Here is a 25,645-nt window from a genome sequence, read left to right as displayed (position 1 = left end):
AACCCACTCCTCGTTAACGAGGAGGGGTGTATAGAAGGCATCTCAATGGTGAAAATTTACCTCAGACTCTTTCTCAATCCCTCTGTTTACATACAGGGAAACGTAAGATTTCGCGATCGCCTTGAAAGAGGAAAAATTGAAGAAGCTTTAATTTTTCACGGACTGGGGAACTGTAACCGTCAGTCCTCCCTGTTGTAAAGATTCGCTCAGACATCGAAGAATCTGTACCAGCTGGGCACCCACCCATCCCGAAGAAATCTCTGAAGATTGGTTCTGGTGGATACAGCTCAAAAAGCGATCGCAAACTCGCCCTAAAGGTTCGCCCGGTTCTATGCTCAATACTTCCCGGCTTTGATTGGCTGGCGTATAAGGGCCAGCACTGGTATTTTCAAAGCGTCCATGCTGAATGCTTAGCGGTGCCTCTGCTTGTAACTCATCAAAAATCAAAGTTCCCTCACTCCCCACCACACACAGGCGACGCTGTTTATCAGGATTCAGCCAGCACAGATGAATGAAGGCTTGAAAGCCGCTAGGGTAGGTGAGTGTCGCCCAAACAAGGTCTCTTAAAGGATGAAGAATCAGGGATGAGGGAGGAGTCTGAGAATTGACTTCATCTTTGATTCCGGCTTCTTGGTGCAAAAAAACGGTGCCGCTGGCTTGCACCTGAGTTGGCGTTGCCTGAAGCCAATTGTTGAAAATATTAATATCGTGGATGGCTAAGTCCCAGAGTGCATCAACATCCTGGCGCACAGGGCCTAGATGGGTACGGGTGGCGTAGCCATAGCGCAAATCTCCGAGAATTCCAGATTGGACAGCGGTTTTACCGCGTTCAACCGCTGGGTGAAACAAATAGGTGTGGTCTACGAAGAGTTGCCGGTGCTGTTGTTCTGCTAATCGGCACAGTTCTATGGATTCAGACGGATCGAGGGTGAGCGGTTTTTCTGATAAGACGTGATAGCCTTGCCGGAGAGCATCAGCGATCAAGGTGTAGTGCGTCGTGGCTGGGGTTGCGATCGCAACTGCCTCGACTTCCGGCATCTGCTGCACCTGGGACCATTCGGTTGTTAGCAGCACGCTGTCATCTAACTTAAACCGTTCTCGAAGTGCTTCCAGGCGCTCCTGCTTCGGGTCTAATACCGCGACCAAGCGGGATTGAGGATGCTCTAGGAAATTCCGCACGAGATGTACACCCCAGCGTCCAGCCCCCAACACAGCAATTCCAGTTTTCATCGTTGTTTATTGTTCGTTGTTCATTAAAGACTGGCTAATTGTTCTTTGTCATTCCCCATTAACCAGTCTTCAAATTAGCCATGAACTAGGCTAATTGCTAATGGCTAAAAAAGCTTCCCTCGCCGCAGCTTGTTCGGCAGCTTTTTTAGAATGTCCCTTGCCTTGACCCAATCGACGCCCTTGCAGCCAAACCTCGGCGGTAAAACGTTCTGGATCGCCGTGAATTCGTCTGGTTTCCTCGACTCGATATTCTGGCAGCATTTGGTAATGACCTTGCGTCCATTCCTGGAGGGCGTCCTTGTAGTTTTGGTAGGCTGGGTCTGTCCGAATTTCGGATGCCAGTTGTTTAAAATGAGAATCTAGCCACGGACGCACTAGTTCTAAGGTATGCGTACTCAGGTACAGGGCACCCAACACCGCTTCAAAGGCGTCTGCCAACCGCGAGGTAAGACCAGCTTTGTCACCTGCGGCACTTTCAGAAATTAACAGGTAGCGATCTAGTCCGTAACTATCTGCAATACCGGCTAAGGTGCGATCGCTCACCAGTACCTTGCGAATTGCCGAAAATTCACCCACAGAACAATCAGGATAAACTTCCCATAAAAATTCAGACGCTGCCATCCGCACTACCGCATCCCCCAAGAACTCCAATTGCTCATAGTTCGCCGTTGTCGAAATTGTGGGGTGGGTGAGCGCTAAGTTGAGGAGCGACCACTGCACTGGTACCTGCGGTGGAAGCCCTAACTTTTGGATCAGACTTTGCAGCTGCTTTTGACGAGGAGGATAGCTGAGATTCATGGGAATGCGTTGGACTTAGGGGAACCCCAATCATTTTTGCAACATCACTGAACAGCGCTTCAACCTGAGCCATCAGTTCTCGTTGAATTGGTAAGAGGTGGACTTCTTCCCGAAGTTTTTGCTGCAAATCGCGCAGGCGGGCGATGGGTTGACGCAACTTGGAGATTGTCTGCTCTAAGTGTTTGGCACGTCTGAGTTGTAACACGACATCCCCACTGAGCTGGGTCTTCTGTTCGATGAGTACCGCCAGCATTTTAGCGATCGCCATCACAGTCTGACCGTCTTCCTCATTCCATTGCTTCGGTTCTCTACCACCAACCGTCACCACACCGTAAACGCGACGACGACCTTGCAACGGGGCTGCCATTAACGTTTGAGCCGTGGGCATCAGGGGTTCCATCAAACCATTCTGGCGCACATCTTCGACATAAATCAATCTACCCTCACCGATTGCTTTACCGCTAGCTCCATCGCTAATTCCGACAATTGGTTTGTTGGTGCTGATGTTGCCTGCTGCGGAAACCACCATAAAATTGTCATTGTTCAAGTTGAGGGCAATGACGGCATCGGCGGCACCAAAATTGGTAAATAATATCTGCACCGCATCTCGCAATATACAAGGCAAAGGCTGATACTGCGATAGAGCGGTGGAAAATTTATGCAAGGTAGAAAGCTGCACCCAACGGCGGTGACTCGTGAGTTCGGCTTCTTTAAGCCGTCCCAGCAACCGTCCATTAATTTCGGCAATGTGGGCACTTTGCTGAACGTAGTTTCGCGTTCGGATCGGCTGGTAAAACGTCCCCATAACTTGGGACATCAGCAACGAAACCCGCGCCACTACCTCTTCATCGTAAGACCACAGCCCATCAAAGCTTTGACTACTGCTGTTGCGTTCTGGCCCTTCCACGGCTTGAGTCAATACCGCCGTCCAGAAATCGGGGGTATCAACCAGCCAAAACCGCTCCCTGGACAAGGCTGAGTTAGGCTCAAGCCCAATAAATTCGATTCCCGGAATTTCGGGGGGATGAACGTCGGGAACACCAAATATAAAGACCCGCCGACATACCTCACCTAAGTAACTATATCGACGGAGATGTTCAAGGAAGTGAGAGAAACGCTGGAAGCCAGCAAACAAATCAACCGGAAGTTTGTGGTTGAGCAACTGATCTTCGAGGAGATCGCCGATAACGTTCATCGTTGCGATCGTGTGAATACCGCGCAATTCTTGGTATTGGTTCGCAATCGAGCGGAACAATGATATGTCCACTAAGCCACCCTGATTAACAAGAGTTCAAAATCGTGTAAATATCGCTTCTGGCAGACAGATTACCGCTAAATGTTACGGGTGGCTATGCAAAATTTCTTGAAGTCTTGACTTTTGTGACTGCATCAAGAGAAAAACAAGCTCATTTTTACATGAAGCTTCACTGAATTTATTAATTAAATTGATTTAGCCTGAGAAAAGGATTACTTTTCCGACCGCTCGTCCTTGCAGCCTCTACTAGCGCGATCGCGATCGCCAATCAACACTGGGCTTTGCTCGTCCTGTTTTGCCGGGAAGACTCGATAGGCGATCGCTCAATTTACCCAATTTTTCAAATGCCAGTTGAGCTAGAGAATCTCTCAACCTAGACTCACCCTCGGCTCTCTAGCTCTTGTGAATAACCGTTAAGCGATTAAGGGAGAGAGTCGGTCATAAGCCGGGTTCTGTTCTCCACAGCAGCAGTGCCGCTGGAAGGGCGGTTATCTATCTGGGACGCCTGTTACCAGACGCCTCAAGCGGTTTTAAAACGGAATCGGAAAAAGACCAACCTGATTCCCTACCTTGCTCCCAACCGGGGTTTACCGAGCCAGCGCCTCTCGACGCTGCTGGTGCGCTCTTACCGCACCTTTGCACCCTTACCGAGACAATTAAAAATTATTCATTTTGCATTTTTAATTTTTAATTTTCCCGGCGGTATCTTTCTGTGGCACTATCCTCACGGTCGCCCGCACTGGGCGTTACCCAGCAAGTCTGGTCTTTCGGGAGCCCGGACTTTCCTCAGACTCGCACAAACAGCAAATCTGCAACCACCTGCGCCTACTCTCTCCCGTTCTTCAGTGTGGCATATTCAAGAGCTTTAGAGAGCGAATCTTCGCTTTTGAATTCTCACTTTGCCGATGCAGTTTTTCAAGAAAGATTGGAGATCCCCGCCTAAATTTCGATTATCCTGAATAAAGGGAATGATTTACGTAACTTAATAATTCTGCTGGTTACTGGACTTATGAGATGCATCATCAACCGCCGCGCTCAGTTTTCGGCGAGCCACCGTTATTGGCTGCCAGAACTGAGTCAAGCGGAGAATATACAAGCGTTTGGTCGCTGCACTCAGTCGCCCGGACACGGACACAACTACGTTTTGTTTGTCTCCCTTGCCGGGGATCTGGATGAGTATGGCATGGTGCAAAACTTGTCTGAAGTCAAACGGGTGATCAAACAGGAAGTCACCAGTCAGCTAGACTTCTGTTATCTCAACGATGTGTGGTCGGAATTTCAACAAACCCTGCCCACTACAGAAAACATCGCGCGAACCATTTGGCAGCGTCTAGCACCTCACTTACCGTTGGTAAATATTCAACTATTTGAACATCCCGAACTCTGGGCTGACTATCAAGGAAACGGAATGGAAGCTTATCTGACAATTGGTACCCACTTTAGCGCCGCTCACAGACTGGCTCATCCGAACCTCAGTTACGAAGAGAACTGCGAGATTTATGGCAAATGCGCTCGTCCCAACGGTCACGGGCACAACTACCACATGGAAGTAACAGTTCAAGGCGAAATTGATCCGCGCACAGGGATGATTGTGGATTTAGGAGCGTTAAACAAGGTAGTAGAAGATTATGTGGTTGAGCCGTTTGACCATACTTTCCTGAACAAGGATATCGCCTATTTTGCCCAAGTTGTTCCCACCGCTGAGAATATTGCCATTCATATCCGGAATCTTCTGCAAGAGCCTATCCGGGAATTAGGAGCAAAGCTGCATAAGGTAAAACTGGTTGAAAGCCCGAATAATTCGTGTGAAGTATACTGTACCGAAACCGCTCCAAACTTAGCGGGAATTCAACAGAGCGATCGCTCTCTAACGCCTGTATCTACTTGATGTTTTAGCCGGGAGACGCAAGTTTTTAGAAAATTTCGGGAACAAACCCGCTATCGATTTGCGTCTACCGAATCCTAAGCAGCGTTCGTCCAGTGGCAAGTAAGGGTTGCATTCCAACGCCTAAAGCGATAAATTGTAAGGTTTTTTGAAAAATTTGTTCAAAGCATGAGAGCTTAACCAGCCGATCCGGGAACACTAAAAAGAGACGACCTAGCCTTATACCGCAAGTCGGTGCTAAGCGAATCAAGGTGTTGAGAAAAATATATGGATCGCCGCGTTAACCATCACAACAGCCAACAAGAGGGCGACCTACCTGAGGAGGAACGCATCACTGTTGTTCCTCCTACAGATATTAGCGCTCATAGCCAGCATCAGCCAAAAACCGATAATTACACTAAGGGAGAAGCCGATCGACTGCTGGAGCAAGGTGCCCAGCAGCACCAAAACGGTCATTTCGAGGCGTCACGACTATCCTTTCATCAAGCACTCACGGTCTACGGCGAACTTCAAGACCAGCGAGGACAAGGAAGAACGCTCGGCAATTTGGGGCTAGTGTACTATGCCTTGGGAAATTTTGCCAAAGCGGTTGAGTATTCTGGGCAAAGTTTAGCGATCGCCCAAAGTATCAACGATCAGCGATTGGAAAGTCAAGCGCTGGGAAATATCGGCAATGCCTACCGTCACTTAGGCAACCATGCCAAAGCCATTGAGTTTCAGCAACAAAGTCTGCTAGTCGTGCGGGAACTGAAAGACTTGAGTGCAGAAGTGGCGGCGCTGAATAATCTCGGACTAGCTTACAAGGCACTGGGAGACTACTCAGCCGCCATTGAATACCAGCATCAAAGTCTGATAGTGGCGCGGGAACTCCAAGACCAAGAGGCAGAGGGTCAGATCCTGAGAAATTTGGGAAATGCTTGCTACGCTTTGGGAGACTATGTCAAAGCGATCGCCTACTATAAGCAGCGTTTAGCACTCGTGCAGCAGACTGGAGATCACCGTATTGAGGTACAGATCCTGAGAAATCTGGGGAACGCCTGCTACGCAATCGGGGACTACTCTGCGGCAATTGACTATGGAGAGCAACGCCTAGCGATCGCTTCGGCAACGGATGACCTCCGCTCCCAAGAGCAGGCACTTTCGCATTTAGGAGTGGCTTACGAGGCATTGAGCAACTACGCTAAAGCAATTGACTACTATGAACAACGCTTAAGGATAGCGCGAATCCTCCAAGACAGCCGAGTCGAAGGGCAGGCTTTGGGAAGCCTCCGAGTTGCTTGCTATGCTTTGGGCGATTACGCCAAAGTGATGGAATACGACCAATAGCATTTAATTAAAAATAAAAATTTATAAGGCAATCTATGTATTGCCGAGAGCTTAGTTGCGCCCGAAAAGCTTACTAGGTATGTTTTTCAGCTTTAGTTTCTAATCTATATCCGTACAGCGTAGATTGAGCTAAAAAGTTTCTTGATTTTTAATTTTTTATTTTCTCTAGCTACGTCCCGCTTTTGGGAGATGCATGGAGACCGCTCGCCCGATTATCACTAAGTTTTAACCGGAAAATTCTGGACTCAGCGAAGTGGTCTTGGGGTGTCTGATAATATGAGCAAGAGGAATTCACCCCGCAATTGTACCCAGCTATCTTGCCTAAACGATACACAATCGTACCTAAAACAACGATATGGAGGATATGGACACCATGCAAACTGATTATTCCGCTCCAGAGACCGAAAAAACCCAGGTAGAAATGAGAGTTGACGCCCCAGGCGAATTGGCAGCTCTACCCCCAGCCACCCAATCAACGGAAAAGTGGCAGCAAATTGGAGAACAAATTTCCGCATTTTTCGCAGAACTACCCGAATACTTAGGTGAGTTCTTCTCAGAGTACCAGCGCCCCTTGACCACTCTAGGTCTAATATTAGCTGGCATCATTACCGTGAAGGTGACACTGGCGGTTCTGGATGCGCTTAATGATATTCCTCTGCTAGCGCCGACCTTTGAACTGGTAGGAATTGGCTACTCAGCCTGGTTTGTGTACCGCTACTTACTCCGAGCTTCTAATCGTCAGGAGTTGTCCGAGGAGTTTAAAGCTCTCAAGTCGCAAGTTGTCGGCGGGGATTCCAATAACTCGTAAATTTCTCATTTCCGCATAGCTCATTTCCGCACAGCATTGTTGCCCTGCGTCTCTGATTTTCTGACTTAGGGGTAGCACACTAGTGACTGCCCCTAATAATTTTAGTTGTAAATTTCTTAATACTGGTAGAAAGCGCGTGTGCCCATCACGTGATATTTTTAAGCGAGTCGAATCCAAAATATCATTTTGGATTTTAGCTTCTAGATTGTAGAAGACTGGCAGGAATTGCATCTCTACCACTAAGTTTGGCGCGATCGTCGGATTTGATCGTTGAATTTACCAACGATCGCGGCTCATTTGCTCTCGCTGGGTGTAAAGTGTTCAACTGGCATAATTGTCCCGCTCAATTCCGCTCCACTTAAATCGGCTCCGTTCAAATCAGTTTCACTTAAGTCGGCTTGACTCAAATTCGCCTTAATTAAGTCGGTTCTATTCAGATTTACTCCAATGAGGAGGGCGCTAGTCAGATTGGCTTCACACAAGATTGCATCGCTGAGGTTGGCGTAGCTCAAGTTTGCCCTTCTCATATCTGCGCCAGTTAGATTTGCGCCAGTTAAGTTCGCTCCAGTTAACTCAGCACCAATCGGTTCGGTTTTAACGAGCCTTGTTCCAATCAGTCTGGCTTTATCAAAATTGGTTCCGATCAAGTCAGCACCCGTGAGATCAGCACCCGTGAGATCAGCACGACTCAAGTTTGCTCCACTCAGATCGGCACCTGTTAGGTTCACCCCCCGCAGGTTGGCTCCGGCTAGGTTAACTCCCTCCAGAATCGTCTCGCTGAAATCGACCTGGCGTAGGTTCGCTCCTTCCAGATTTGCCGCCTTCAAATCTAACTTCTGGAAATCCCGTTCTCCAGCAGCATATCGTGTTAAAACCTCATCCCCATCCATTTCTATTGCCTCTAAATTGCTTCCAGTTAGCGTGGACTTAGGAGTTTTGGATTTTAGATTGATTTTCGATGAATTGCCAATCTAAAATCTTGCTGGCGATCGCGTACAGCCCTTTGGGCATGAAAACAGCGAAGCAAGGCGTTAGTTTAGGGCTGACTTGTCACTTCGCTACTCGTGCGTAGCTGCATTAGGCATGATGGCACCAGTCATATCGGCGTCACGGAAATTGACCCGATTTAGGTTAGCGTCAATGAGAACCGCTTCAGTGAGAATTGCCCCAGTTAGGTTTGACCAGCATAGTTTTGACCTGTACAAGTTAGCTCCGGTGAGATTCGCTCCTCGCAGAGTCGCCCAACTTACATTTGCTCCCCTCAGATTGGCTTTAATTAAGATGACATTTGTCAGATTGGTTCCGCTCATCTTGGCGCGGCTCAAGTCTGCTTGCGTGAGATTTGCTCCAATTGCACTGGCTCCATTTAAAACAGCGTTCGCTAAGTTGGCTTTCTCCAGGTTGGCTCCAATTAGAATGGCATTCGTTAAGTTTGCACCTTCCAGCACAGCTCCAATCAACGTAGCATTCGTCAAGTTGCTTCGACTTAAGGGTGCATCAATTAGTTTGGCTCCAGTCAGATTGGCATCGCGGAGAATAGTCTCGCTCAAAAGAGCGTGACTCAGGTTAGCTCCGGCGAGGTTAGCTCCGCTGAGATTGGCAGCTCGTAAACTCGCTTCAGTTAAAATCGCTTCGCTCAGGTTGGCGTCAATCAGGCTAGCGCCGATAAGATTTGCCTCGCTGAGATTGGCGCGGAGAACCGCTCCATTGAGATTTGCCTCCCGTAGGTTGACTCCGATTAGGTATGCCCCAATTAGATTTGCTTCGCGCAGGTCTGCTCCCCGCAGGTTCGCTTCGCTCAGGTCAATTCCCATCAGGTCTGCTCTTCGCAGACTTACCTCTCGAAAATCTCGTTCGCCTGCTGCGTAGAGACGTTTCAGTTCATCGGCATCCATCTAGACCTCCCTTCAGGGTACTGCCGCTACAGTCGTTAGGGATGGGGTTCAACCCCTCTCCTAGAGTGGCAGGAAAATAGCGATCGCAGTCTATGCCAACTGCCCAAGGGTGGGATGACAGACGCTCAAAGCCAAAAATAAAGGTTCTAATCGACGATTGGGATCGACACAGAACCATGACACATTGAAGCAGGAGGCGACACTCCCTAACCCTTGAGTGCGTAAAACCTCCTGGGTACACAGGTAGAGCGAACATTTGTTTAGATCCTTCACTTCGAGCGGGATTCAAAAACGGTGGAACTCGCGTTTGGAGCCTGGGTCAGTTTAATTGTTGGACATTCAGTCAGTGTAGATGCTTGAGCGAGTTTGCCTGTTGGATACTAGAACCAGTAGCCGTGAGGTTGAGAAAGCTTACACTATAACCGTAAGGTTAAGTGTGGGATAAAGTCACTATGCTTCACCGCGCCTAGAATTTTGGCGGAGGGGTGGCAATAGCGTACAGCCCTTTGGGCATGAAAACAGCGAAGCGAGGCGTTAGCCTAGCGCTGACTTGTTAGTTCGCGCATTTTCTATCAAAGATTTACAAGGCTGGAAACTCCTAAATAATCATGAGAACTAGAGGTTAATCTCTAGCTACTGAATCTTATTCCTAACTTGAGCGCTCAACTCCGCTCAATTAACTCTAATTGTTACAAAATAGCTGCCACCTGGTAGCTGTCAGCGGGTAGCTCTTTGACAAGAAGATTCCTGTAATCTAGTTATATGGGGAGACCTTCTCTCAAACACCAAACCTGCAAAGAGAATAGCCGATCCACCGAAAAGCAATCTTAAGGACAGAGAATGCCGGAGAATTTGAGAAGCCAAGTCGTCACCCAAGGCGTACAGCGATCGCCCAACCGGGCTATGTTACGTGCTGTTGGTTTTGGAGATGAGGATTTTACGAAACCCATTGTGGGAATTGCCAATGGGTACAGCACCATTACCCCCTGCAATATGGGGTTAAATGATTTAGCGAAACGGGCTGAAGCTGGAGCCAAGGTGGCTGGGGCGATGCCTCAGATGTTCGGCACGATTACCATCAGCGATGGGATTTCAATGGGCACCGAAGGGATGAAGTATTCCCTAGTGTCGCGGGAAGTCATCGCCGATTCGATTGAGACTGCCTGCAACGGGCAGAGTATGGATGGAGTGCTGGCAATTGGGGGCTGCGATAAGAATATGCCCGGAGCGATGATTGCGATCGCTCGGATGAATATTCCGGCTATTTTCGTGTATGGCGGTACGATTAAACCGGGACATCACAACGGGCGCGATTTGACGGTTGTGAGTGCTTTTGAAGCGGTGGGGCAACACAGTGCCGGGAAAATTGACACGGATGAGTTGCTGCAAGTAGAACGCAAGGCTTGTCCGGGTGCCGGTTCTTGCGGCGGAATGTACACTGCCAATACAATGTCTTCCGCTTTTGAAGCGATGGGGATGAGCTTGCCTTATTCTTCCACAATGGCAGCAGAAGATGCTGAAAAAGCAGAAAGTGCTGAGAAATCTGCTTTTGTCCTAGTAGAGGCAATTAAAAAACAACTTTTACCGCGACAGATTGTTACCCGAAAAGCGTTTGAGAATGCCATTTCTGTAATTATGGCAGTGGGCGGTTCTACGAATGCCGTGCTGCACTTACTCGCGATCGCTCATACAATTGGCGTCGAATTATGTCTGGATGATTTTGAAATCATTCGCGCCCGCGTTCCAGTTTTGTGCGACCTCAAGCCGAGCGGTCAGTATGTCGCCACTGACCTCCACAAAGCCGGTGGAATTCCCCAGGTGATGAAGATGCTCCTGGTACACGATTTGCTACATGGGGACGCCCTGACCATCACCGGACAAACCATTGCTGAAGTCTTGGCAGATGTCCCAGAACAGCCCCGTGCTGACCAAGATGTTATCCGTCCCTGGGATAACCCGATGTATGCTCAAGGGCACCTAGCCATCCTGAGAGGCAATCTGGCAACGGAAGGGGCTGTCGCCAAAATTACCGGCGTCAAAACCCCTTCAATAACAGGCCCAGCGCGGGTATTTGAATCTGAAGAAGCTTCTTTAGCAGCCATTCTGGCTGGCAAGATCAACCGTGGGGATGTCCTGGTGATTCGCTACGAAGGCCCCAAGGGTGGCCCTGGAATGCGAGAAATGCTGGCTCCCACTTCTGCCCTGATTGGTGCGGGATTAGGGGATGCTGTTGGCTTGATTACCGATGGACGCTTCTCTGGTGGGACTTACGGCATGGTTGTCGGTCACGTAGCCCCAGAGGCGGCTGTAGGAGGCGCGATCGCTCTCGTTGAAGAAGGCGATACCATTACAATTGATGCACGCGATCGCCTGTTACACCTTCATGTACCTGATGAAGAGCTAGAGCGTCGTCGCGCTGCTTGGCAACCGCCTAAACCGCGTTATACAACTGGCGTACTGGCAAAATATGCCAAGTTAGTTTCTTCTAGCAGTGTCGGTGCCGTGACGGATTTAGATTTGGGTTGAAAACAGTCTTTAACTGTTAGATAAACCAAAAAATGAAGTATAAAAGAAGAACCCTGAAGTTTCTCTTTATACTTCATTTTTTTATAACTTTTAACGCAGATTAAAAATAATGAACAGCGATAAACTTCCTCCTGGTAGGATGGGGTTGCCGGTGCTTGGCGAAACACTCGCGTTTGTGTTCGACCCCAAATTTATCGAAAAGCGCTATCAGCAATATGGCTCTATCTTTAAGAGTCATGTTATTGGCAAACCTACGGTTTTTATGGTGGGGCCAGAGGCATCTGAATTTGTTCTCTCCAGCCACATGGATTGTTTCTCGTGGCGCGAAGGGTGGCCCAACAATTTTAAAATACTGCTGGGCGAATCACTATTTGTGCAAGATGGCGAGGAGCATCGGAGAAATCGCCGCCTGATGATGCCAGCTTTGCATGGCGCAGCGTTAGGAAACTACGTTGCCACAATGGAGTCGATTACGCAAAGCTATCTCGAAAAATGGCAGCAGAAACAGGAATTTACCTGGTTTGATGAGTTCAAACAGCTAACGTTTGATATTGCTAGTCAATTATTGCTGGGTACGAATCCGGGGGCTGAAGGTGTTCGGTTGAGCCAGTTGTTTACAAGACTAACAAATGGTCTATTTGCCATCAATCCGCTGCCTTTACCGTTTACGCAGTTTGGGAAAGCGATCGCTGCTCGTAACGAAATTTTAGAACATTTGGGCAAAGTGGTGCGCGATCGCCAGCAACATCCGACTAAAGACGTTCTCAGCCTTTTATTACAAGCTAAGGATGAAGACGGTAACGGCATGAGCGAAAAGGAAATCCGCGCCCAAGCAATGCTGTTACTCTTCGCTGGGCATGAAACGACCACTTCGATGCTGACTTGGTTGTGCCTGGAGTTAGCCCGTCACCCAGAGGTTCTGCAACGCGCCAGGGAAGAACAGCAGCAGCTTGCGGCTAGGGGAGGAGTAAATTTAGAACAATTAGGGCAAATGCCTTATCTAGACCAAATTCTCTGCGAGACTGAACGACTGCATCAGCCCGTCGGGGGTGGTTTTCGCGGTGTCGTCAAACCATTTGAGTTTAATAGCTTTCAAGTTCCATCTGGGTGGCAGGCGGTGTATTCGATTATCGGGACTCATCGACTATCAACGGTTTACCCCGAACCAGAACGTTTCGATCCCGATCGCTTCAGCCCCCAACGGCAAGAACACAAGCAGCGTCCCTTTAGTTTAATTGGTTTCGGTGGTGGGCCACGAATTTGTATTGGGATAGCATTTGCGAAAATGGAGATGAAAATTGTAGCCGCCCACTTACTACGGGGTTATCAGTGGGAACTATTACCAAATCAACGCCTAGATTCAGTAGAGATTCCCACCAGCCACCCAAGAGATAGGCTGCGCGTTCGGTTTCAACCGTTGCAAGTGCTATGTGAAACATAGGTGTGACGCGATCGCACTTGTTCGGGAAAACGATAACATCACAATTGAGGAACCAAAGGCTCTATACGAACAAACGCAGCAAAAAGCGTTTAGCTCTGGTGGTGTTATGTCTAATCCAATTCAAACAGCGATCGCTTCTTCTATCAATGAATGGCTGCAAGCTCACCCCTCCGTCTTGCGGCTACTTCAGGTATTCATCTGGGCGACGAATCACCCAATTGTCAGCTTAGTTGTTTTGTTGTTTGCGATAGCGATCGCTGGGAGCTTAATCAAAGCAGTTGGTCGCTTAATTGAGACAACTAGCTTATCAATCTTGAAAGCTCCTTTTAAGCTAATTCAGCTCTTATTTGGAGTTAGCTTTCAATCAATTTCCAAGTTTGGAGGCTTAGCTTTCCAACAGTTAACGGGTGCTAAGAATGCTGAACTCCCAGCTTTATCAGATTCAAATTTTCACTCTGTCGAGAAAGGTAAACAGCAACGACTGGCAGAGATATCCTCTAGGCTAGAAGCCATTCAGAAAGAACAAAACGAGCTTTTACAAGAAGTGGCAGCAATTCTCGCCTCAGACAAAATTAATATAGAAGTTTGAAAAAATTAAACCAAAGCCAGAGTGATGGCGCTGGGTAATGGTGGGTGCGCTCACTTTGCTTAAATTTAGGGTGAGCAACTGTAAAACTCCGTAAGTATATTTTTGTATTTATTTAAATCTAGGTGCTATTCCTGATGCGGATGCTTATTCGCTATGTTTGCATGGCTAGTAACGCACTTATTAAATAAACTTTTAATAAATTTTATGGCACGTATTTTTCCCAGTTGGAATGAAATAAATAATTTTAGCAATCCTTTGACTGAAGGCGAAAGAAAGCTAGCAGAATTTTTGGATAAGTATTTACCCCCAGCTTGGGATATTTATGTACAACCGTTTCTAAATGGTGACAGACCAGATGTTGTAATTTTAAATCCCCAGGTAGGTGTAATGGTATATGAAGTTAAAGATTGGAATTTACGTAGCTATCAATGGGACTCAGATAATTTATTTGTTAGTAATTCAACAGGAAAATACATTGTTGACAACCCAATTGAACAAGTACGACATTACAGGAACAATATATTAAATCTTTACATACCTAGTTTAGGAGAAAAAATTGATAATAACAAAAAGGCTTTTAGCCTTATAAAAACTGGTGTTTACTTTCACAAGGCAACTACTCAGGAAGTAACTGAGTTTCTTGAAAAATCAAAATATAAAGGCTCAAAATATGAGCCAATGATAGGTCATGATGCTCTAAATAAAGAAAAACTGCTAAGTATTGTACCAGATGCTAATTATCAACGCAGCAATTTTATTGAGCCTAAAGATAGCCAGATTTTTGAGACTTTAAGAGTTTGGCTTGCTCCTCCATTTCATAGTAAAGAGCAAGGTACAAAGATTAAACTAGATTCAAGTCAAGACCAACACTCCAAGCCAAATCCTGGGCATCACCGTATTAAAGCTGTAGCTGGTAGTGGCAAGACATTAATACTGGCTTATAGAGCAGCAAGATTAGCTTCAGAGGGTAAGCACGTTCTGGTTATAACGTTTAATATTACCCTTTGGCATTATATAAGAGATCAGATAGCCCGTACACCGTTTGACTTTCAAGGGAAAAATATTGTATTTAAACATTTTCATGGATTTTGTAGTGATGAATATAAGCGATTAGGCATGAAATGGCCTATTAGTAATAAAACTGACATTGATGAGATTTTTAAGACTATTGTACCAAACCGTTTGCTTGAAGCTATCACTGATAAATCTAATTATAAAGCTAGTAGACAGCAATTAAAATTTGATGCAATTTTGATTGATGAAGGTCAAGATTATTGTTGGGAATGGTACTGTCTACTTTGCAAGTATTTAACTCTAAGGAATGAATTACTCCTGGTTTGCGATCCCAGGCAAAATATTTATAAAAGAGATTTAGAATGGACAAATGGACAAATGAAAAATGTACAGTTTAGGGGACGCTGGGGAGAACTAAAAGAAAACAAATCATATAGATTACCAAATTTACTTGTACAAGTAGTCAATGATTTTGCAGTTCAATTTCTTGACCGAGATCCAGAGGATATCCCAATAGTTTCAAATCAAATGGAGTTATTTAATAATCCAAAACTTATTTGGGAAAATGTATCTCCTGTAAACAAAGGAATAGAACTTTGCGAAAAAGCATACAAATATTTTTTTGAAAAAGGTGTCCAGCCCAGTGACATTATTTTTTTAGTTCCAGACCATAAAACTGGCTGGAACCTGGTTAATATTTTTGAAAGTAAGGGCATAAATGTAAATCATGTGTTTGAAGATCCAGAGAAGAGCCATTATCACAAAAAATCATTCTGGATGGGTGATAGCAGGTTAAAAATGTCAACTATTCACAGTTTCAAGGGGTGGGAACTAAAGACAGTAATCCTATTGACACCAGAGATAAACCATCTCATGAATACAGGAAAATCTCTTGATTATCTGGTTTACACTGCTCTATCAAGAAGCATGAAAGATTTATGTGTGATCAATTGTTGTAATAAATATGATTTGTTTGGGAGTACCTGGGAGCGATTATCTTAGAAAGAGTCTATATGGCAACATCAACATTACGATCGCCCTCCTCTTTCTCTTGCTTCGTGCCCTTTGCGTCTAAGCGCTCCCTTGCGGCTTCGCTAACGCGGTTCAAACAAAAAAAGCTGCTTCCACTAGGAAACAGCTTTTTTAATTAGTAGGTGGGCAATGCCCACCCAGAGAGTAAATTAGTAGTCGAAGTCGCCGCCCATGCCAGCGCCAGCACCCGCAGGAGCGCCATCTTTCGGCTCAGGCTTGTCAACCACGATGCACTCGGTGGTCAGCACCATGCCAGCGATAGAAGCGGCATTTTGCAGAGCGGAACGAGTCACCTTAGCGGGGTCAACGATACCAGCTTCAAACATATCGACGAACTCATTTGTCGCGGCGTTGTAGCCGACGTTGAAGTCCTTCTCTTTGACGCGCTCAGCGATGACAGCGCCATTCTGACCGGCGTTTTCAGCGATCCGCTTCAGAGGAGCAGCCAAAGCACGAGAAACAATCATCGCACCTGTCAGCTCTTCATTCTTCAGGTTGGCAGTTGCCCACTCTTCCAGTTGGGGAGTCAGGTGAGCTAGGGTTGTGCCACCGCCAGGAACGATCCCTTCTTCCACAGCAGCTTTAGTCGCGTTGATGGCATCTTCCAGACGCAGCTTCTTGTCCTTCATTTCGGTTTCGGTCGCAGCGCCCACTTTGACGACAGCGACGCCACCAGCCAGCTTAGCTAGACGCTCTTGCAGCTTCTCGCGGTCGTAGGAAGAATCGGTTTCGTCCATTTGACGGCGGATTTGCTCACAACGAGACTTCACAGCAGCTTCGTTGCCTTCGGCGACAATTGTGGTGTTGTCCTTGGTGATGTTGATGCGGCGAGCTTTGCCCAGCATTTCTAACCGGGTGCTTTCCAGCTTCAGACCAGCATCTTCGGTGATCAGCTGACCACCAGTGAGAACGGCAATGTCTTCCAGCATTGCTTTGCGGCGATCGCCAAAACCAGGAGCCTTAACAGCAGCCACGTTCAGCACACCCCGCAGGCGGTTAACTACTAGGGTTGCCAGTGCTTCTTTCTCGATGTCCTCAGCGATAATGATCAGAGGACGACCAGCACGAGCGACTTGCTCCAGAACGGGCACTAAGTCTTGGACAAGCGTGATTTTCTTATCGGTCAGCAGGATGAAAGGCTCTTCCAGAACCGCTTCCATCCGCTCCATGTCGGTAGCGAAGTAGGGAGAGATGTAGCCTTTGTCAAAGCGCATCCCTTCAGTGATTTCTAGTTCGGTGGTCATGGACTTCCCTTCTTCTAGGGAGATGACGCCTTCTTTGCCCACCTTATCCATCGCTTCAGCGATCATCCGACCGACTTCTTCGTCGTTACCAGCAGAGATGGTTCCAACTTGAGCGATCGCTTTGGAATCTTCTACTTGTTTGGCGTGTTCGGCAATTCTTTCCACCAGGAAGCCAGTGGCTTTGTCAATCCCGCGCTTCAGAGAAATTGCATTCGCACCCGCAGCAACGTTTCTCAAGCCCTCTTTTACGATTGCGTGAGCGAGAACGGTTGCAGTCGTGGTGCCATCACCAGCAGCATCATTGGTCTTAGAAGCAGCTTGACGAATTAAGGAGACACCCGTGTTTTCAACGTGATCTTCTAATTCAATTTCTTTGGCAATGGTGACACCATCATTCACGATTTGCGGTGCGCCAAACTTCTTCTCTAGTACCACGTTGCGGCCTTTAGGGCCGAGAGTGACAGCCACTGCTTCAGCTAGGATGTCCATCCCTTTTTCCAGGGCGCGACGAGCGTTTTCGTTGTAAATAATGCGCTTAGCCATAGTTCCTCAGTTGTTTTGAGTTTTGAGTTTTGAGTTTTGAAGGAGTGTTGAGCGTTGAGTTTTGAGCGTTGAGTTAAGCAGATGTTTTTAACTCGGAACTCTCAACTCAGAACTCATAACTTTATGAAACGACTGCTAAAATGTCCTTCTCTGAGAGCAGAACGTACTCTTCTGTGCCGAGTTTGATGTCTGTGCCAGCGTACTTGGAGTAGAGAACCTTGTCGCCCACAGAGACTTCCAACTCAACACGAGTGCCTTTGTCATCGCGCTTGCCAGGTCCCACAGCGACGACTTCCCCTACTTGAGGCTTTTCTTTGGCATTATCAGGAAGAAGAATTCCACCAGCGGTTTTCTCTTCAGCAGCGCTCACTTTCACAAAAACGCGATCGCCCAGCGGCTTAACAGTGGATACGCTTAGAGATACAGCTGCCATACAAACTTCGCTCCTATTACAGGTTTGACTCAAGACACACGATTCGTTCGTTGAGAATTAGCACTCTCAACCTCTGAGTGCTAATTTAGCCCAACCAGTGTGCGATCGCAACAAAATTCTTTGTACGGGTTCCCGAACTTATCCGGTTGTCGGAAGACTTTAGTAGAAATGCTTAAGACACAAAGATAGCTTTAGTCATTGGGATGGCATAGCGCGCTCGCACTCAATCTGCTAAAAAAAATTGGAACCGCTAAAATCTCCTAAAAAACGGATATCTCGCTTCTTCCAAGGAAATCAAATAAATAATGACTGAAAACACAGTGGCTGAGTCTAGCCCTGAAATTCCTGAAACTTGTCAATCATCAGACCCAAACGCTCTCGCCGCTTGTGTGCAGACCTTGGGACTGAATCAAATTCAGCGCCATGTCTTCATCTGTGCCGATCCAACCTTACCCCAGTGTTGCTCCAAGGAAACCAGTTTAGAATCTTGGAATTACTTGAAAAAGCGACTTAAAGAGCTAAAACTAGACAAGCCTTCCGACAAAAGCCCTCTTTGCATTTTCCGCACCAAAGCAAACTGTCTGCGAGTTTGCTCCCAAGGCCCAATTCTAGTCGTTTACCCAGATGGTGTTTGGTATCGTGGAGCGACTCCTGAAGTCATTGAGCGGATTATCCAAGAACATCTGATTGGCAACAAAATTGTGCAAGAATACGCTTTCTTGGTTCATCCACTACCAAAACCCTATACAGTAACATAGTAGCTACGTTATATTCTTCCGTGTACCTACTAGATTTTCGTCGTTGTGACCCATGTCAGTGACTATAATTTTCTAAAAAGAGATTATAGGAATTGCCTAGACTTAGTAGGAGTCGGTGCAGCAGGGTGCTGAAAAAAACGTAAACTATACGTACAAAACGGTTTAAATTTTCACAATTCCAGGCTTGGCGAGTGGCACAGCATGAAAGACACCAGTATAAGAGATAACAAACGACTGTTGCTGATTGATGACGACCCCAACCTGATTTTGCTGGTCAAGGACTACCTGGAATTTCGGGGGTACGAAGTCATCACCGCTGAAAATGGTCGGGAAGCACTGGAAGTTCTAGAGCATGATATTCCTGACATGATTATCTGTGATGTCATGATGCCAGAGATGGACGGAATTGCCCTTGTGCAACACGTCAGAGAAGATCCCCGCATCAGCTGGATTCCAGTTCTATTCCTCTCAGCGAAAGGTCAAAGTCAAGACCGAGTCAAGGGTCTCAATACTGGGGCAGATGTCTACATGGTCAAGCCCTTTGAGCCTGAAGAATTGGTGGCGCAAGTGGAATCTTCTCTTAAGCAGGCCACTCGCCTAATTCATCATCCAGCTAGAGGAACCGAAGGAGGGTCGAAACTCCAGGTACCTGACACTGTAGAATTAACCCCGACCGAGCTGAAAGTAGTTCAGTTTGTGGCAAGAGGTATGGCAAATCGAGAAATTGCTGAGCAGATGAACGTCTCTCAGCGCACGATTGAGAGCCACGTATCCAATATGTTAGGTAAAACGAATCTCCATAACCGCACGGAGTTAGCTCGTTGGGCGATTGAGAGTAATATGGCTTAACAAATAAAAAGGCAAAATTAATAATTTCTATTATTAATTTTGCCTTTTTAAATTTTCGTTACCACCCATCTTGTTCGCTGTCAGATTTGCCCCACAGTTCTAGATCCAGTTCATTCAAATAAGTTAAGGCGCTTTGAAGTTGGCGAGTCGATCCTGAGAGTTCTAGGTCAAACCAGCCATCATCTCTAGCGTTGGCTCCTAAAAGGGCAGCAGCAATATTAACTGTGACACCGTGGTGAGAGACTAGTCGTGAGATGATTGGATCTTCCTGATATTCCTTGGGAATGCGGATTCTGACACGCATTTTAGTAGGTCTTTTATCTTCGTGCCCAGTCGTAGATTGAGCTGGTTTAGAGGTATTTACAGGCAAGTCATTTGTACTGTACATAGTCTTCAATTCCTCCTATTCAACATCTTTAATACTGGTTTTACGCTCTAGAATTTCTTTCAAGACCAGGGTCACTAACGCGAGTGCGCCAAGCAGAACGGCGGCTGAGAAAGATGCTTGAGTCTGGTATTGCTTATAAGCTTCCTCCACAAACAACGGCAGGGTTTGAGTTTTGCCCGCAATATTGCCAGATACAACCGAGACGGCACCAAACTCGCCCATGACTCTGGCGTTGGTCAAAATGACGCCGTAGAGGAGACCCCAGCGAATATTCGGCAGAGTGACGCGCCAGAAGATTTGCCAGTCATTCGCACCCAACGTTTTAGCCGCTTCTTCTTGATCTGAACCAGCTTCTTCCAAAACAGGAATCACTTCACGGGCGACAAAAGGCATCGTAATAAATGCGCTCGCCAATATCATTGCAGGCGCGGCAAAAATAATTTTTATGTTTGCTGCCGCTAGCAGCGACCCAAACCAACCATTGCGTCCATAGAGCAGCACGATCATCAGTCCAGCGACGACTGGGGATACGGCAAAGGGGATGTCTAAAAGGCTGATGAGAAAGGTTCGACCCCGAAATCGATGTCGTGCGACCACCCAAGCTGCACAGAGTCCAAACACGACATTCATCGGTACGACAATTAGGGCGATCAAGATAGTCAGCTTTACAGCATGAAGAAAGTTGGGTTCCGTCAGATTGTGTATAAAGGGGCCAATCCCTCCCTTAAATGCTTGCACAAAGACGTTGATGGCTGGAATGAACAGAATCACAGCTAAGTAAGCGATCGCTACCCCAATCAAAACAAATTTTACCCAGCTTTTTTCCTTCTGGATTGAGGAGACTTGAGGCGTTTTTGAATCTGGATTAAAAGACTTCCCTGCTACATTAGAGTTCATACCGTCGTCCCCACGCTTGCAAAAGATTAATTACGATTAGAACTAACAGCGAAATTACTAATAAAACGGTGCCAATCACCGTTGCGCCTGAATAGTCATATTGTTCCAATCGCTGAATAATCAAAACAGAGGCGATTAAGTCCTTAAAAGGTATATTCGCCGCCACAATTACGATCGAGCCATATTCTCCAACAGCACGGGCAAATCCCAACGCTACACCTGTTAAAATTGCTGGCATTAAAGGTGGCAAAACAACCCGCCAAAAGGTCTGAAATTTAGAGGCTCCCAAAGACCAAGCGGCTTCTTCAATTTCATGCTCCATTTCTTGCAATACAGGCTGCAAGGTTCGCACCACAAATGGCAAGGAGATAAACACCATCGCGATCCCCACTCCCAATCGCGTGAATGCCACCTTAATCCCCAAAGGTGCTAGCAGGGAACCAATCCAACCGTTCTCGCTGTAGACCGTTGCCAGTGTCAAACCCGCGACTGAAGTAGGCAGCGCAAAAGGCAAATCAATGGCTGCATCAATGAACCGTTTGAATGGAAACTCATAGCGAACCAAAACCCAAGCAATCAAAACGCCAAACACCCCATTCAGCAGTGCCGCAATCAAGGCTGTGATGAAGGTGACATCGTAGGTCGCAAGAGCGACGGGACTGGTAGCAATCCTCCAAAAATCAATCGGTTTCTCTGTACTTGCTTTCAACAGAAGGGCGGACACGGGCAGGATGAGCATGAAGGTGAGATACCCCAAAGTAATCCGCCAAGGCCAGGACATACTGGTTATCTGGTGAAATGGGTTTTTCGACACAGAAGTTTGTTGAGGAGGAGCCGATACAGCCATAGGAAAGTATCCAGGATTATAAGGATGATGAAATTTGGTACTTGTTCTTGGTTTTACTGGTGGCTAATTGCTAACGAATCTTAATCTTTTGTTGGTTGATCATGATGCAACTAGCAATTAGCTCCTAGTCAGTCTTTATCTGCCACCAGCTTGAATTTTGTCAAAAATTGTTCCGTCATCAAAAAACTTCTTCTGGATCTCGTCCCAGCCCCCTAAATCTTGAGCGGTGAAGAGAGTTTTAACTGGGGTATACTGCTTCGCGACTTCTTCCCCTACTGTCGGATCAACGGGTCGGAATCCCACCTTGGCAAATTCTCGTTGGGCTTCTGGGGTATACAGAAACTTGACAAACGCTTCTGCAATTTCTCTTGTGCCGTGTTTGTCAACGTTTTTGTCCACAACGGCGACAGGGCTATCGATGGAGATATTCGTATCGGGCACGACATAAGGCAGTTTCTGACCGTTTTGTCCAGCCAATATTACTTCGTTTTCATAGTTGATTAAAACATCTCCCTGTCCTTGCTTGAAAAAGACATCGCTGGCTTCGCGGGCGTCTCTCGGTAGCACGGGGACATTCTTGTAAACTTTAGTGACCAATTCTTGGGCTTTAGCATCATCACCGCCCGTTCTGGTCACAGAACCCCATAAACCTAAGAAGTTCCAGCGAGCGCCACCAGAAGTTTTGGGGTTAGCTGTAATGACTTGCACGCCATCTTTGGCTAAGTCTGCCCAGGTTTTAATTCCTTTAGGATTGCCCTCGCGAGTAACCAGTGCTGCAACAGATCTGGTGACAATTGCACCATTCGGTGCTTCTTTCTCCCAACCAGTTTCAATCAACCCGGCTTTCTCAATCTTCTCGGTATCAAGAGCGAGAGCCAGGTTTACAACGTCCGCCTCTAAACCATCGATTACGGCACGGGTTTGGGAGCCAGATCCACCATAGCTTTGGTTGAAGGTAACGTTTTGGTTGTGTTCCTGCTTCCACTTAGCAGTGAACTGGGGAATAATTTTTTCGTAGGCGGCGCGAGTCACTGCGTAGGAGACGAGGGTTACTTGTGCATCGCCGGTTTTTGCCGCGGGACTAGCACTACCTGGAGCAGTAGTTGTCGGGGAATTAGAGTTGCTGGGGGCGCAAGATGCGATCGCTACGCTTAAACTCATCCCCAATAGGAACAGAGACACAAAACCCTTCCGGGAAGTGACCTTCAGCCATCTGGCTGTCTGTTGTTTCCACGGTTGAAGTGCCTTAAGCCGAGTAATTTGCCACAAACGCATGAACGCTCTCCTTTAATCCCCGGTACATCGGTCGGGATACCGTAATTTATGGTTACGAACATACATCGTACAGCAACTGAGAACGTTTGTGTCTAGTTACGCAAGGAAATTTCAGCCAGAGGTTTGGCAAAGATGAAGGCGAGGGCGATCGCTGCTCTAGCCCAAATCAGCCGAGTAATTTATGAGACTCGTTTTTCTAAAATCGAATTGGGTATTAATACTGAAAGGACTGGATATTTAATTCAAAAATTGCTATTGTATACATTGGTTGCTGGTGTAGCTCAGGGGTAGAGCAGCTGATTTGTAATCAGCCGGTCGCAAGTTCAAATCTTGTCACCAGCTTTTTTGTGACGTTTGTGCCTTCTAGCTTCCTTGTGACTTTACCCATAACTTTGCCGCAACGGCAGGCTTATGCTTCCATCTAACAGTGGCAATATTATGGTTCCAGCTTTCACTAAAATTACTTCATTGGTGTAAATAGAGCTTGCTTCTCAGTTAGCGATTGACCTGCCCTAAAGCTAGAATTTGGTGGAATAATCTATGGGCTGCCCAAGCTATATAAATGCCTAATGCATCATAAGCAATAACTTTCAAAAAGTAATTTATAGATAATCGCGCGATCGCTACAAGTACACCTATAACAGCGACTTGGGTTTTGGAATCAAGCGGAATCCATCATGCCTTGGCACTTTAGAAAGTCTACGAGAACGGCTGGATGACTCAGGAGATAGAGCAATTAGTTAAAGATAAGCAAGGTCGCCAGTACCAAATGAAAGGCGATTATGACGATGAATCTGGGCTTCTTGTCGTCAAGCTGCAATATCAAAATCAGGAAGTTGGTCGGCTTCAATGCCTCCTAGAATATCCGCCAGGAGAAATGAAAATAGGCGACTTGATTATCTCCGATGATGTCGTGGAGATCCCAAGGTGGCGGAAAGTATTTAAACTCAAGCCCAGAAACTACCGCAACAAAGGACTCGGCACTCACCTTCTAAAGTTTGCGCTTAATTTCGCTCGCCAGAAGGGGATGAGACGCATCTACGGTTGCTTAACTCATAAAGATATCGCCACCACTCCAGGTCTTATCAACTGGTACAAAAAGCACGGGTTTGGGCTAGAGCCGCCTGCACCAGAAGACCGTCCTACGACAGCCCATAGAATATCTCAACGGCTTTGAGCGAGCGAGGAAATCGTTCCAGCGATAGCGAACCGACTTCTTCGGCGCAACGCGATCGCGCTCTTCTCTACTACGAAAATTTCGTAGCACCGCCCCTCGGCGCGAAAGAAAAAGGCGAAGTAAAATACAGTTACAGTTACTTCGCCTTCAGAAAAACCTCAACTAGGATTTATCTAGTTGGGAGTAGAGCGATAATGAGTCGGTACGGTGACTGTCTTGCCGTTCACTATCTTTTTGTGAGCCTGGACATAGACAATCTTCTTGCCTTCATTTGTCTTCGCCATTTATTTATTTCACCTCCTTCCTTTCGACAGTTTTACTTAAGTTTTCCGCCCCCCCTAGATCAAGTGAAGGCGGAAAAGCAGTAGGATGTACTTAGCCCTTATGTTTTGTCCGGTCAACCAGCTTGTATGCGTAGCCAGAAAGGATTCCAGGTGGAAACTTATTTCCTCGAATACAAGTGATTTCATCGCCCGTGGGTTTTCGGTTAACGCCAAAGAAAACCGCGTACTGACCACTGGAAGGAACAATCTCTCCAGGAAGATAAAACATTGGCAGATCCTCGTGAATAACGATAAGCATGAGTAGTTGCACCTAACTCATGCTTTTAAAAGCATAACAAATGTATTCAGTTTTGTGTTTTGAATAGTTTTATGGCAGTAGTCGATCGATTCAGCAGAAGAGAGATTATGGAGTTGACTGGAGCTACATCCAACCAACTACAGTCACTCGATCGCGCTGGACTGGTTGTGCCAGAGCGGATTTGGAACCACAAGAAGAAGCCAGAGGTTTACTACAACTGGCAACAACTTTTAGAAATTAAAGCTATACGCAATTTGCGAGAAAGCACGTCCCTTCAGACAATCCGCAAAGTTTTAGACTTCTTTGAGAAAGTTGAAGTGGATAAGACGCTGAAGGACAAAAGAATATTAGTTTTAGAAGATCAGGTCTTCTGGATAGAAAAAGACCTATCAGATATAGGAAAACAAATATCTGCCTTAAAAGTGGCAGATAAAAGGAACAGAGGCATCGGACAGTACACTCTACTTGTATTACCAGCCTTTCAGGAAATCATTGACCAAATTTGGGAAGCGGCTAGTAAATCTGAAGTTATTGACTTAGAAAGCTTTAGACAACGAGCTAAAACTCAATCCAGAAAAGCCAGCTAAAAAAAATACTCGTTAAACAATACTGATTTACTAAGTAGCTTTGAGGAGTGTGAAGGGGCTACGCTCTCTCCGCACTCCTCCAGGCCAATCGTTCGCTCGCCTCAAGAAGCGCGAACTGACGCGGAGAGCGCAACGCCCTGACGCAATCAATTAACCTGAGTTCGGGATAAGGAAGGGACAAGCGAGTAAGCTAAAAGTCATCACACAACAGCTTTACAGGCTCGTCCCATGCTTAGTCTAGAAGAACTTTTTTGCTCTGTCGATGA

At 46.7% G+C, this 25,645-nt stretch carries 25 protein-coding genes, 1 tRNA gene and 1 other RNA gene; 12 read left to right on the top strand and 15 right to left on the bottom strand.

Annotated elements, in window-relative coordinates:
• Positions 1-147: 147 nt before the first annotated feature.
• From NC996_RS14425 to rnpB, 5 genes are all read right to left on the bottom strand, one after another.
• Positions 148-1,230, bottom strand: coding sequence for a Gfo/Idh/MocA family oxidoreductase (locus NC996_RS14425; protein WP_190686972.1), 1,083 nt, complete (start codon positions 1,228-1,230; stop codon positions 148-150).
• Between the two features lie 90 nt (positions 1,231-1,320).
• Positions 1,321-1,950 (bottom strand): ribonuclease III, encoded by a 630-nt coding sequence (rnc, locus tag NC996_RS14420; RefSeq protein WP_190527984.1) that lies wholly within the window; start codon positions 1,948-1,950, stop codon positions 1,321-1,323.
• Positions 1,886-3,295 (bottom strand): DICT sensory domain-containing protein, encoded by a 1,410-nt coding sequence (locus tag NC996_RS14415; protein WP_190412801.1) that lies wholly within the window; start codon positions 3,293-3,295, stop codon positions 1,886-1,888. Before NC996_RS14415 ends, rnc begins: the two co-directional genes overlap by 65 nt.
• Positions 3,296-3,529: 234 nt before the next feature.
• A complete protein-coding gene (locus tag NC996_RS14410; protein ID WP_277879758.1) occupies positions 3,530-3,655 on the bottom strand; it encodes a hypothetical protein in 126 nt (41 codons plus the stop codon).
• Positions 3,656-3,708: 53 nt separating this feature from the next.
• An RNA gene (rnpB, locus tag NC996_RS14405) (RNase P RNA component class A) lies at positions 3,709-4,116 on the bottom strand.
• 176 nt (positions 4,117-4,292) lie between these two features.
• Between rnpB and NC996_RS14400 the strand changes: the two genes are divergently transcribed.
• The 3 genes from NC996_RS14400 (at position 4,293) to NC996_RS14390 (ending at position 7,302) form a co-directional block, all read left to right on the top strand.
• Positions 4,293-5,171: a 6-carboxytetrahydropterin synthase gene (locus NC996_RS14400; RefSeq protein WP_190527816.1), complete on the top strand. Its 879-nt coding sequence runs from the start codon at positions 4,293-4,295 to the stop codon at positions 5,169-5,171.
• Between the two features lie 264 nt (positions 5,172-5,435).
• Positions 5,436-6,494, top strand: coding sequence for a tetratricopeptide repeat protein (locus NC996_RS14395; protein WP_190412803.1), 1,059 nt, complete (start codon positions 5,436-5,438; stop codon positions 6,492-6,494).
• A 421-nt stretch (positions 6,495-6,915) separates the two neighbouring features.
• On the top strand, positions 6,916-7,302 hold the full coding sequence (locus tag NC996_RS14390; RefSeq protein WP_347275920.1) for a CAAD domain-containing protein: 387 nt from the start codon (positions 6,916-6,918) through the stop codon (positions 7,300-7,302).
• Positions 7,303-7,595: 293 nt separating this feature from the next.
• Here the strand turns inward: NC996_RS14390 and NC996_RS14385 are convergent, their stop codons facing one another.
• The 3 genes from NC996_RS14385 to NC996_RS14375 form a co-directional block, all read right to left on the bottom strand.
• Positions 7,596-8,192 (bottom strand): pentapeptide repeat-containing protein, encoded by a 597-nt coding sequence (locus NC996_RS14385; protein ID WP_190412805.1) that lies wholly within the window; start codon positions 8,190-8,192, stop codon positions 7,596-7,598.
• Between the two features lie 168 nt (positions 8,193-8,360).
• The gene (locus NC996_RS14380) at positions 8,361-9,197 is read right to left on the bottom strand and encodes a pentapeptide repeat-containing protein (protein WP_190412806.1); all 837 of its coding nucleotides are present in this window, start codon (positions 9,195-9,197) and stop codon (positions 8,361-8,363) included.
• Positions 9,184-9,375 (bottom strand): hypothetical protein, encoded by a 192-nt coding sequence (locus NC996_RS14375; RefSeq protein ID WP_190412807.1) that lies wholly within the window; start codon positions 9,373-9,375, stop codon positions 9,184-9,186. The genes NC996_RS14380 and NC996_RS14375 overlap by 14 nt, the downstream gene beginning before the upstream one ends.
• A 662-nt stretch (positions 9,376-10,037) precedes the next feature.
• Between NC996_RS14375 and ilvD the strand changes: the two genes are divergently transcribed.
• The 4 genes from ilvD (at position 10,038) to NC996_RS14355 (ending at position 15,769) form a co-directional block, all read left to right on the top strand.
• A complete protein-coding gene (gene ilvD, locus NC996_RS14370; protein WP_190686970.1) occupies positions 10,038-11,723 on the top strand; it encodes a dihydroxy-acid dehydratase in 1,686 nt (561 codons plus the stop codon).
• Between the two features lie 109 nt (positions 11,724-11,832).
• Complete coding sequence (locus NC996_RS14365; protein WP_190439843.1) at positions 11,833-13,164, top strand: cytochrome P450; 1,332 nt, start codon at positions 11,833-11,835, stop codon at positions 13,162-13,164.
• Positions 13,154-13,753 carry a hypothetical protein gene (locus tag NC996_RS14360; protein WP_190527810.1) on the top strand — a complete coding sequence of 200 codons (600 nt, stop codon included), beginning with the start codon at positions 13,154-13,156 and terminating at the stop codon, positions 13,751-13,753. The genes NC996_RS14365 and NC996_RS14360 overlap by 11 nt, the downstream gene beginning before the upstream one ends.
• Before the next feature lie 204 nt (positions 13,754-13,957).
• Entirely contained in the window at positions 13,958-15,769 is a 1,812-nt protein-coding gene (locus NC996_RS14355) for a UvrD-helicase domain-containing protein (protein WP_190686969.1), read from the top strand.
• Between the two features lie 179 nt (positions 15,770-15,948).
• Here NC996_RS14355 and groL read toward each other — a convergent pair whose 3' ends face one another.
• Both groL and groES read right to left on the bottom strand, forming a co-directional pair.
• Positions 15,949-17,586 carry a chaperonin GroEL gene (gene groL / locus NC996_RS14350; RefSeq protein WP_190412812.1) on the bottom strand — a complete coding sequence of 546 codons (1,638 nt, stop codon included), beginning with the start codon at positions 17,584-17,586 and terminating at the stop codon, positions 15,949-15,951.
• A 121-nt stretch (positions 17,587-17,707) separates the two neighbouring features.
• A complete protein-coding gene (groES, locus tag NC996_RS14345) occupies positions 17,708-18,019 on the bottom strand; it encodes a co-chaperone GroES (protein ID WP_190412813.1) in 312 nt (103 codons plus the stop codon).
• A 305-nt stretch (positions 18,020-18,324) separates the two neighbouring features.
• Between groES and NC996_RS14340 the strand changes: the two genes are divergently transcribed.
• Together NC996_RS14340 and NC996_RS14335 are read left to right on the top strand one after the other, a co-directional pair.
• A complete protein-coding gene (locus NC996_RS14340; protein WP_190412814.1) occupies positions 18,325-18,777 on the top strand; it encodes a ferredoxin in 453 nt (150 codons plus the stop codon).
• Positions 18,778-18,978: 201 nt separating this feature from the next.
• Positions 18,979-19,626, top strand: a complete 648-nt coding sequence (locus tag NC996_RS14335) for a response regulator transcription factor (protein WP_190412815.1) — start codon at positions 18,979-18,981, stop codon at positions 19,624-19,626.
• A gap of 58 nt (positions 19,627-19,684) precedes the next feature.
• Here the strand turns inward: NC996_RS14335 and NC996_RS14330 are convergent, their stop codons facing one another.
• The 4 genes from NC996_RS14330 to NC996_RS14315 form a co-directional block, all read right to left on the bottom strand.
• Positions 19,685-19,930 carry an NIL domain-containing protein gene (locus NC996_RS14330; RefSeq protein ID WP_347275919.1) on the bottom strand — a complete coding sequence of 82 codons (246 nt, stop codon included), beginning with the start codon at positions 19,928-19,930 and terminating at the stop codon, positions 19,685-19,687.
• Positions 19,931-20,029: 99 nt separating this feature from the next.
• Positions 20,030-20,911, bottom strand: coding sequence for a sulfate ABC transporter permease subunit CysW (gene cysW / locus NC996_RS14325; protein ID WP_190439852.1), 882 nt, complete (start codon positions 20,909-20,911; stop codon positions 20,030-20,032).
• Complete coding sequence (gene cysT / locus NC996_RS14320; RefSeq protein ID WP_190427910.1) at positions 20,901-21,758, bottom strand: sulfate ABC transporter permease subunit CysT; 858 nt, start codon at positions 21,756-21,758, stop codon at positions 20,901-20,903. Before cysT ends, cysW begins: the two co-directional genes overlap by 11 nt.
• 135 nt (positions 21,759-21,893) lie before the next feature.
• Positions 21,894-23,033, bottom strand: coding sequence for a sulfate ABC transporter substrate-binding protein (locus NC996_RS14315; RefSeq protein WP_190686964.1), 1,140 nt, complete (start codon positions 23,031-23,033; stop codon positions 21,894-21,896).
• A 270-nt stretch (positions 23,034-23,303) separates the two neighbouring features.
• Here NC996_RS14315 and NC996_RS14310 point away from each other — a divergent pair.
• Positions 23,304-23,375, top strand: a tRNA-Thr gene (locus NC996_RS14310).
• Positions 23,376-23,748: 373 nt separating this feature from the next.
• The gene (locus NC996_RS14305) at positions 23,749-24,210 is read left to right on the top strand and encodes a GNAT family N-acetyltransferase (protein WP_190686961.1); all 462 of its coding nucleotides are present in this window, start codon (positions 23,749-23,751) and stop codon (positions 24,208-24,210) included.
• Positions 24,211-24,585: 375 nt separating this feature from the next.
• Here NC996_RS14305 and NC996_RS14300 read toward each other — a convergent pair whose 3' ends face one another.
• Entirely contained in the window at positions 24,586-24,792 is a 207-nt protein-coding gene (locus NC996_RS14300) for a hypothetical protein (RefSeq protein ID WP_190536310.1), read from the bottom strand.
• Between the two features lie 107 nt (positions 24,793-24,899).
• Here NC996_RS14300 and NC996_RS14295 point away from each other — a divergent pair, with 107 nt between their 5' ends.
• A complete protein-coding gene (locus tag NC996_RS14295) occupies positions 24,900-25,379 on the top strand; it encodes a MerR family transcriptional regulator (RefSeq protein WP_242033976.1) in 480 nt (159 codons plus the stop codon).
• Positions 25,380-25,645 lie beyond the last annotated feature (266 nt).

Source organism: Trichocoleus sp. ST-U2 (assembly GCF_039961875.1).
In the GTDB taxonomy this organism is placed as follows: Bacteria; Cyanobacteriota; Cyanobacteriia; order Cyanobacteriales; family FACHB-T130; genus FACHB-T130.
Note: the sequence above shows the minus strand (reverse complement) of the source record. Positions and strands in the feature narration are given on the sequence as shown.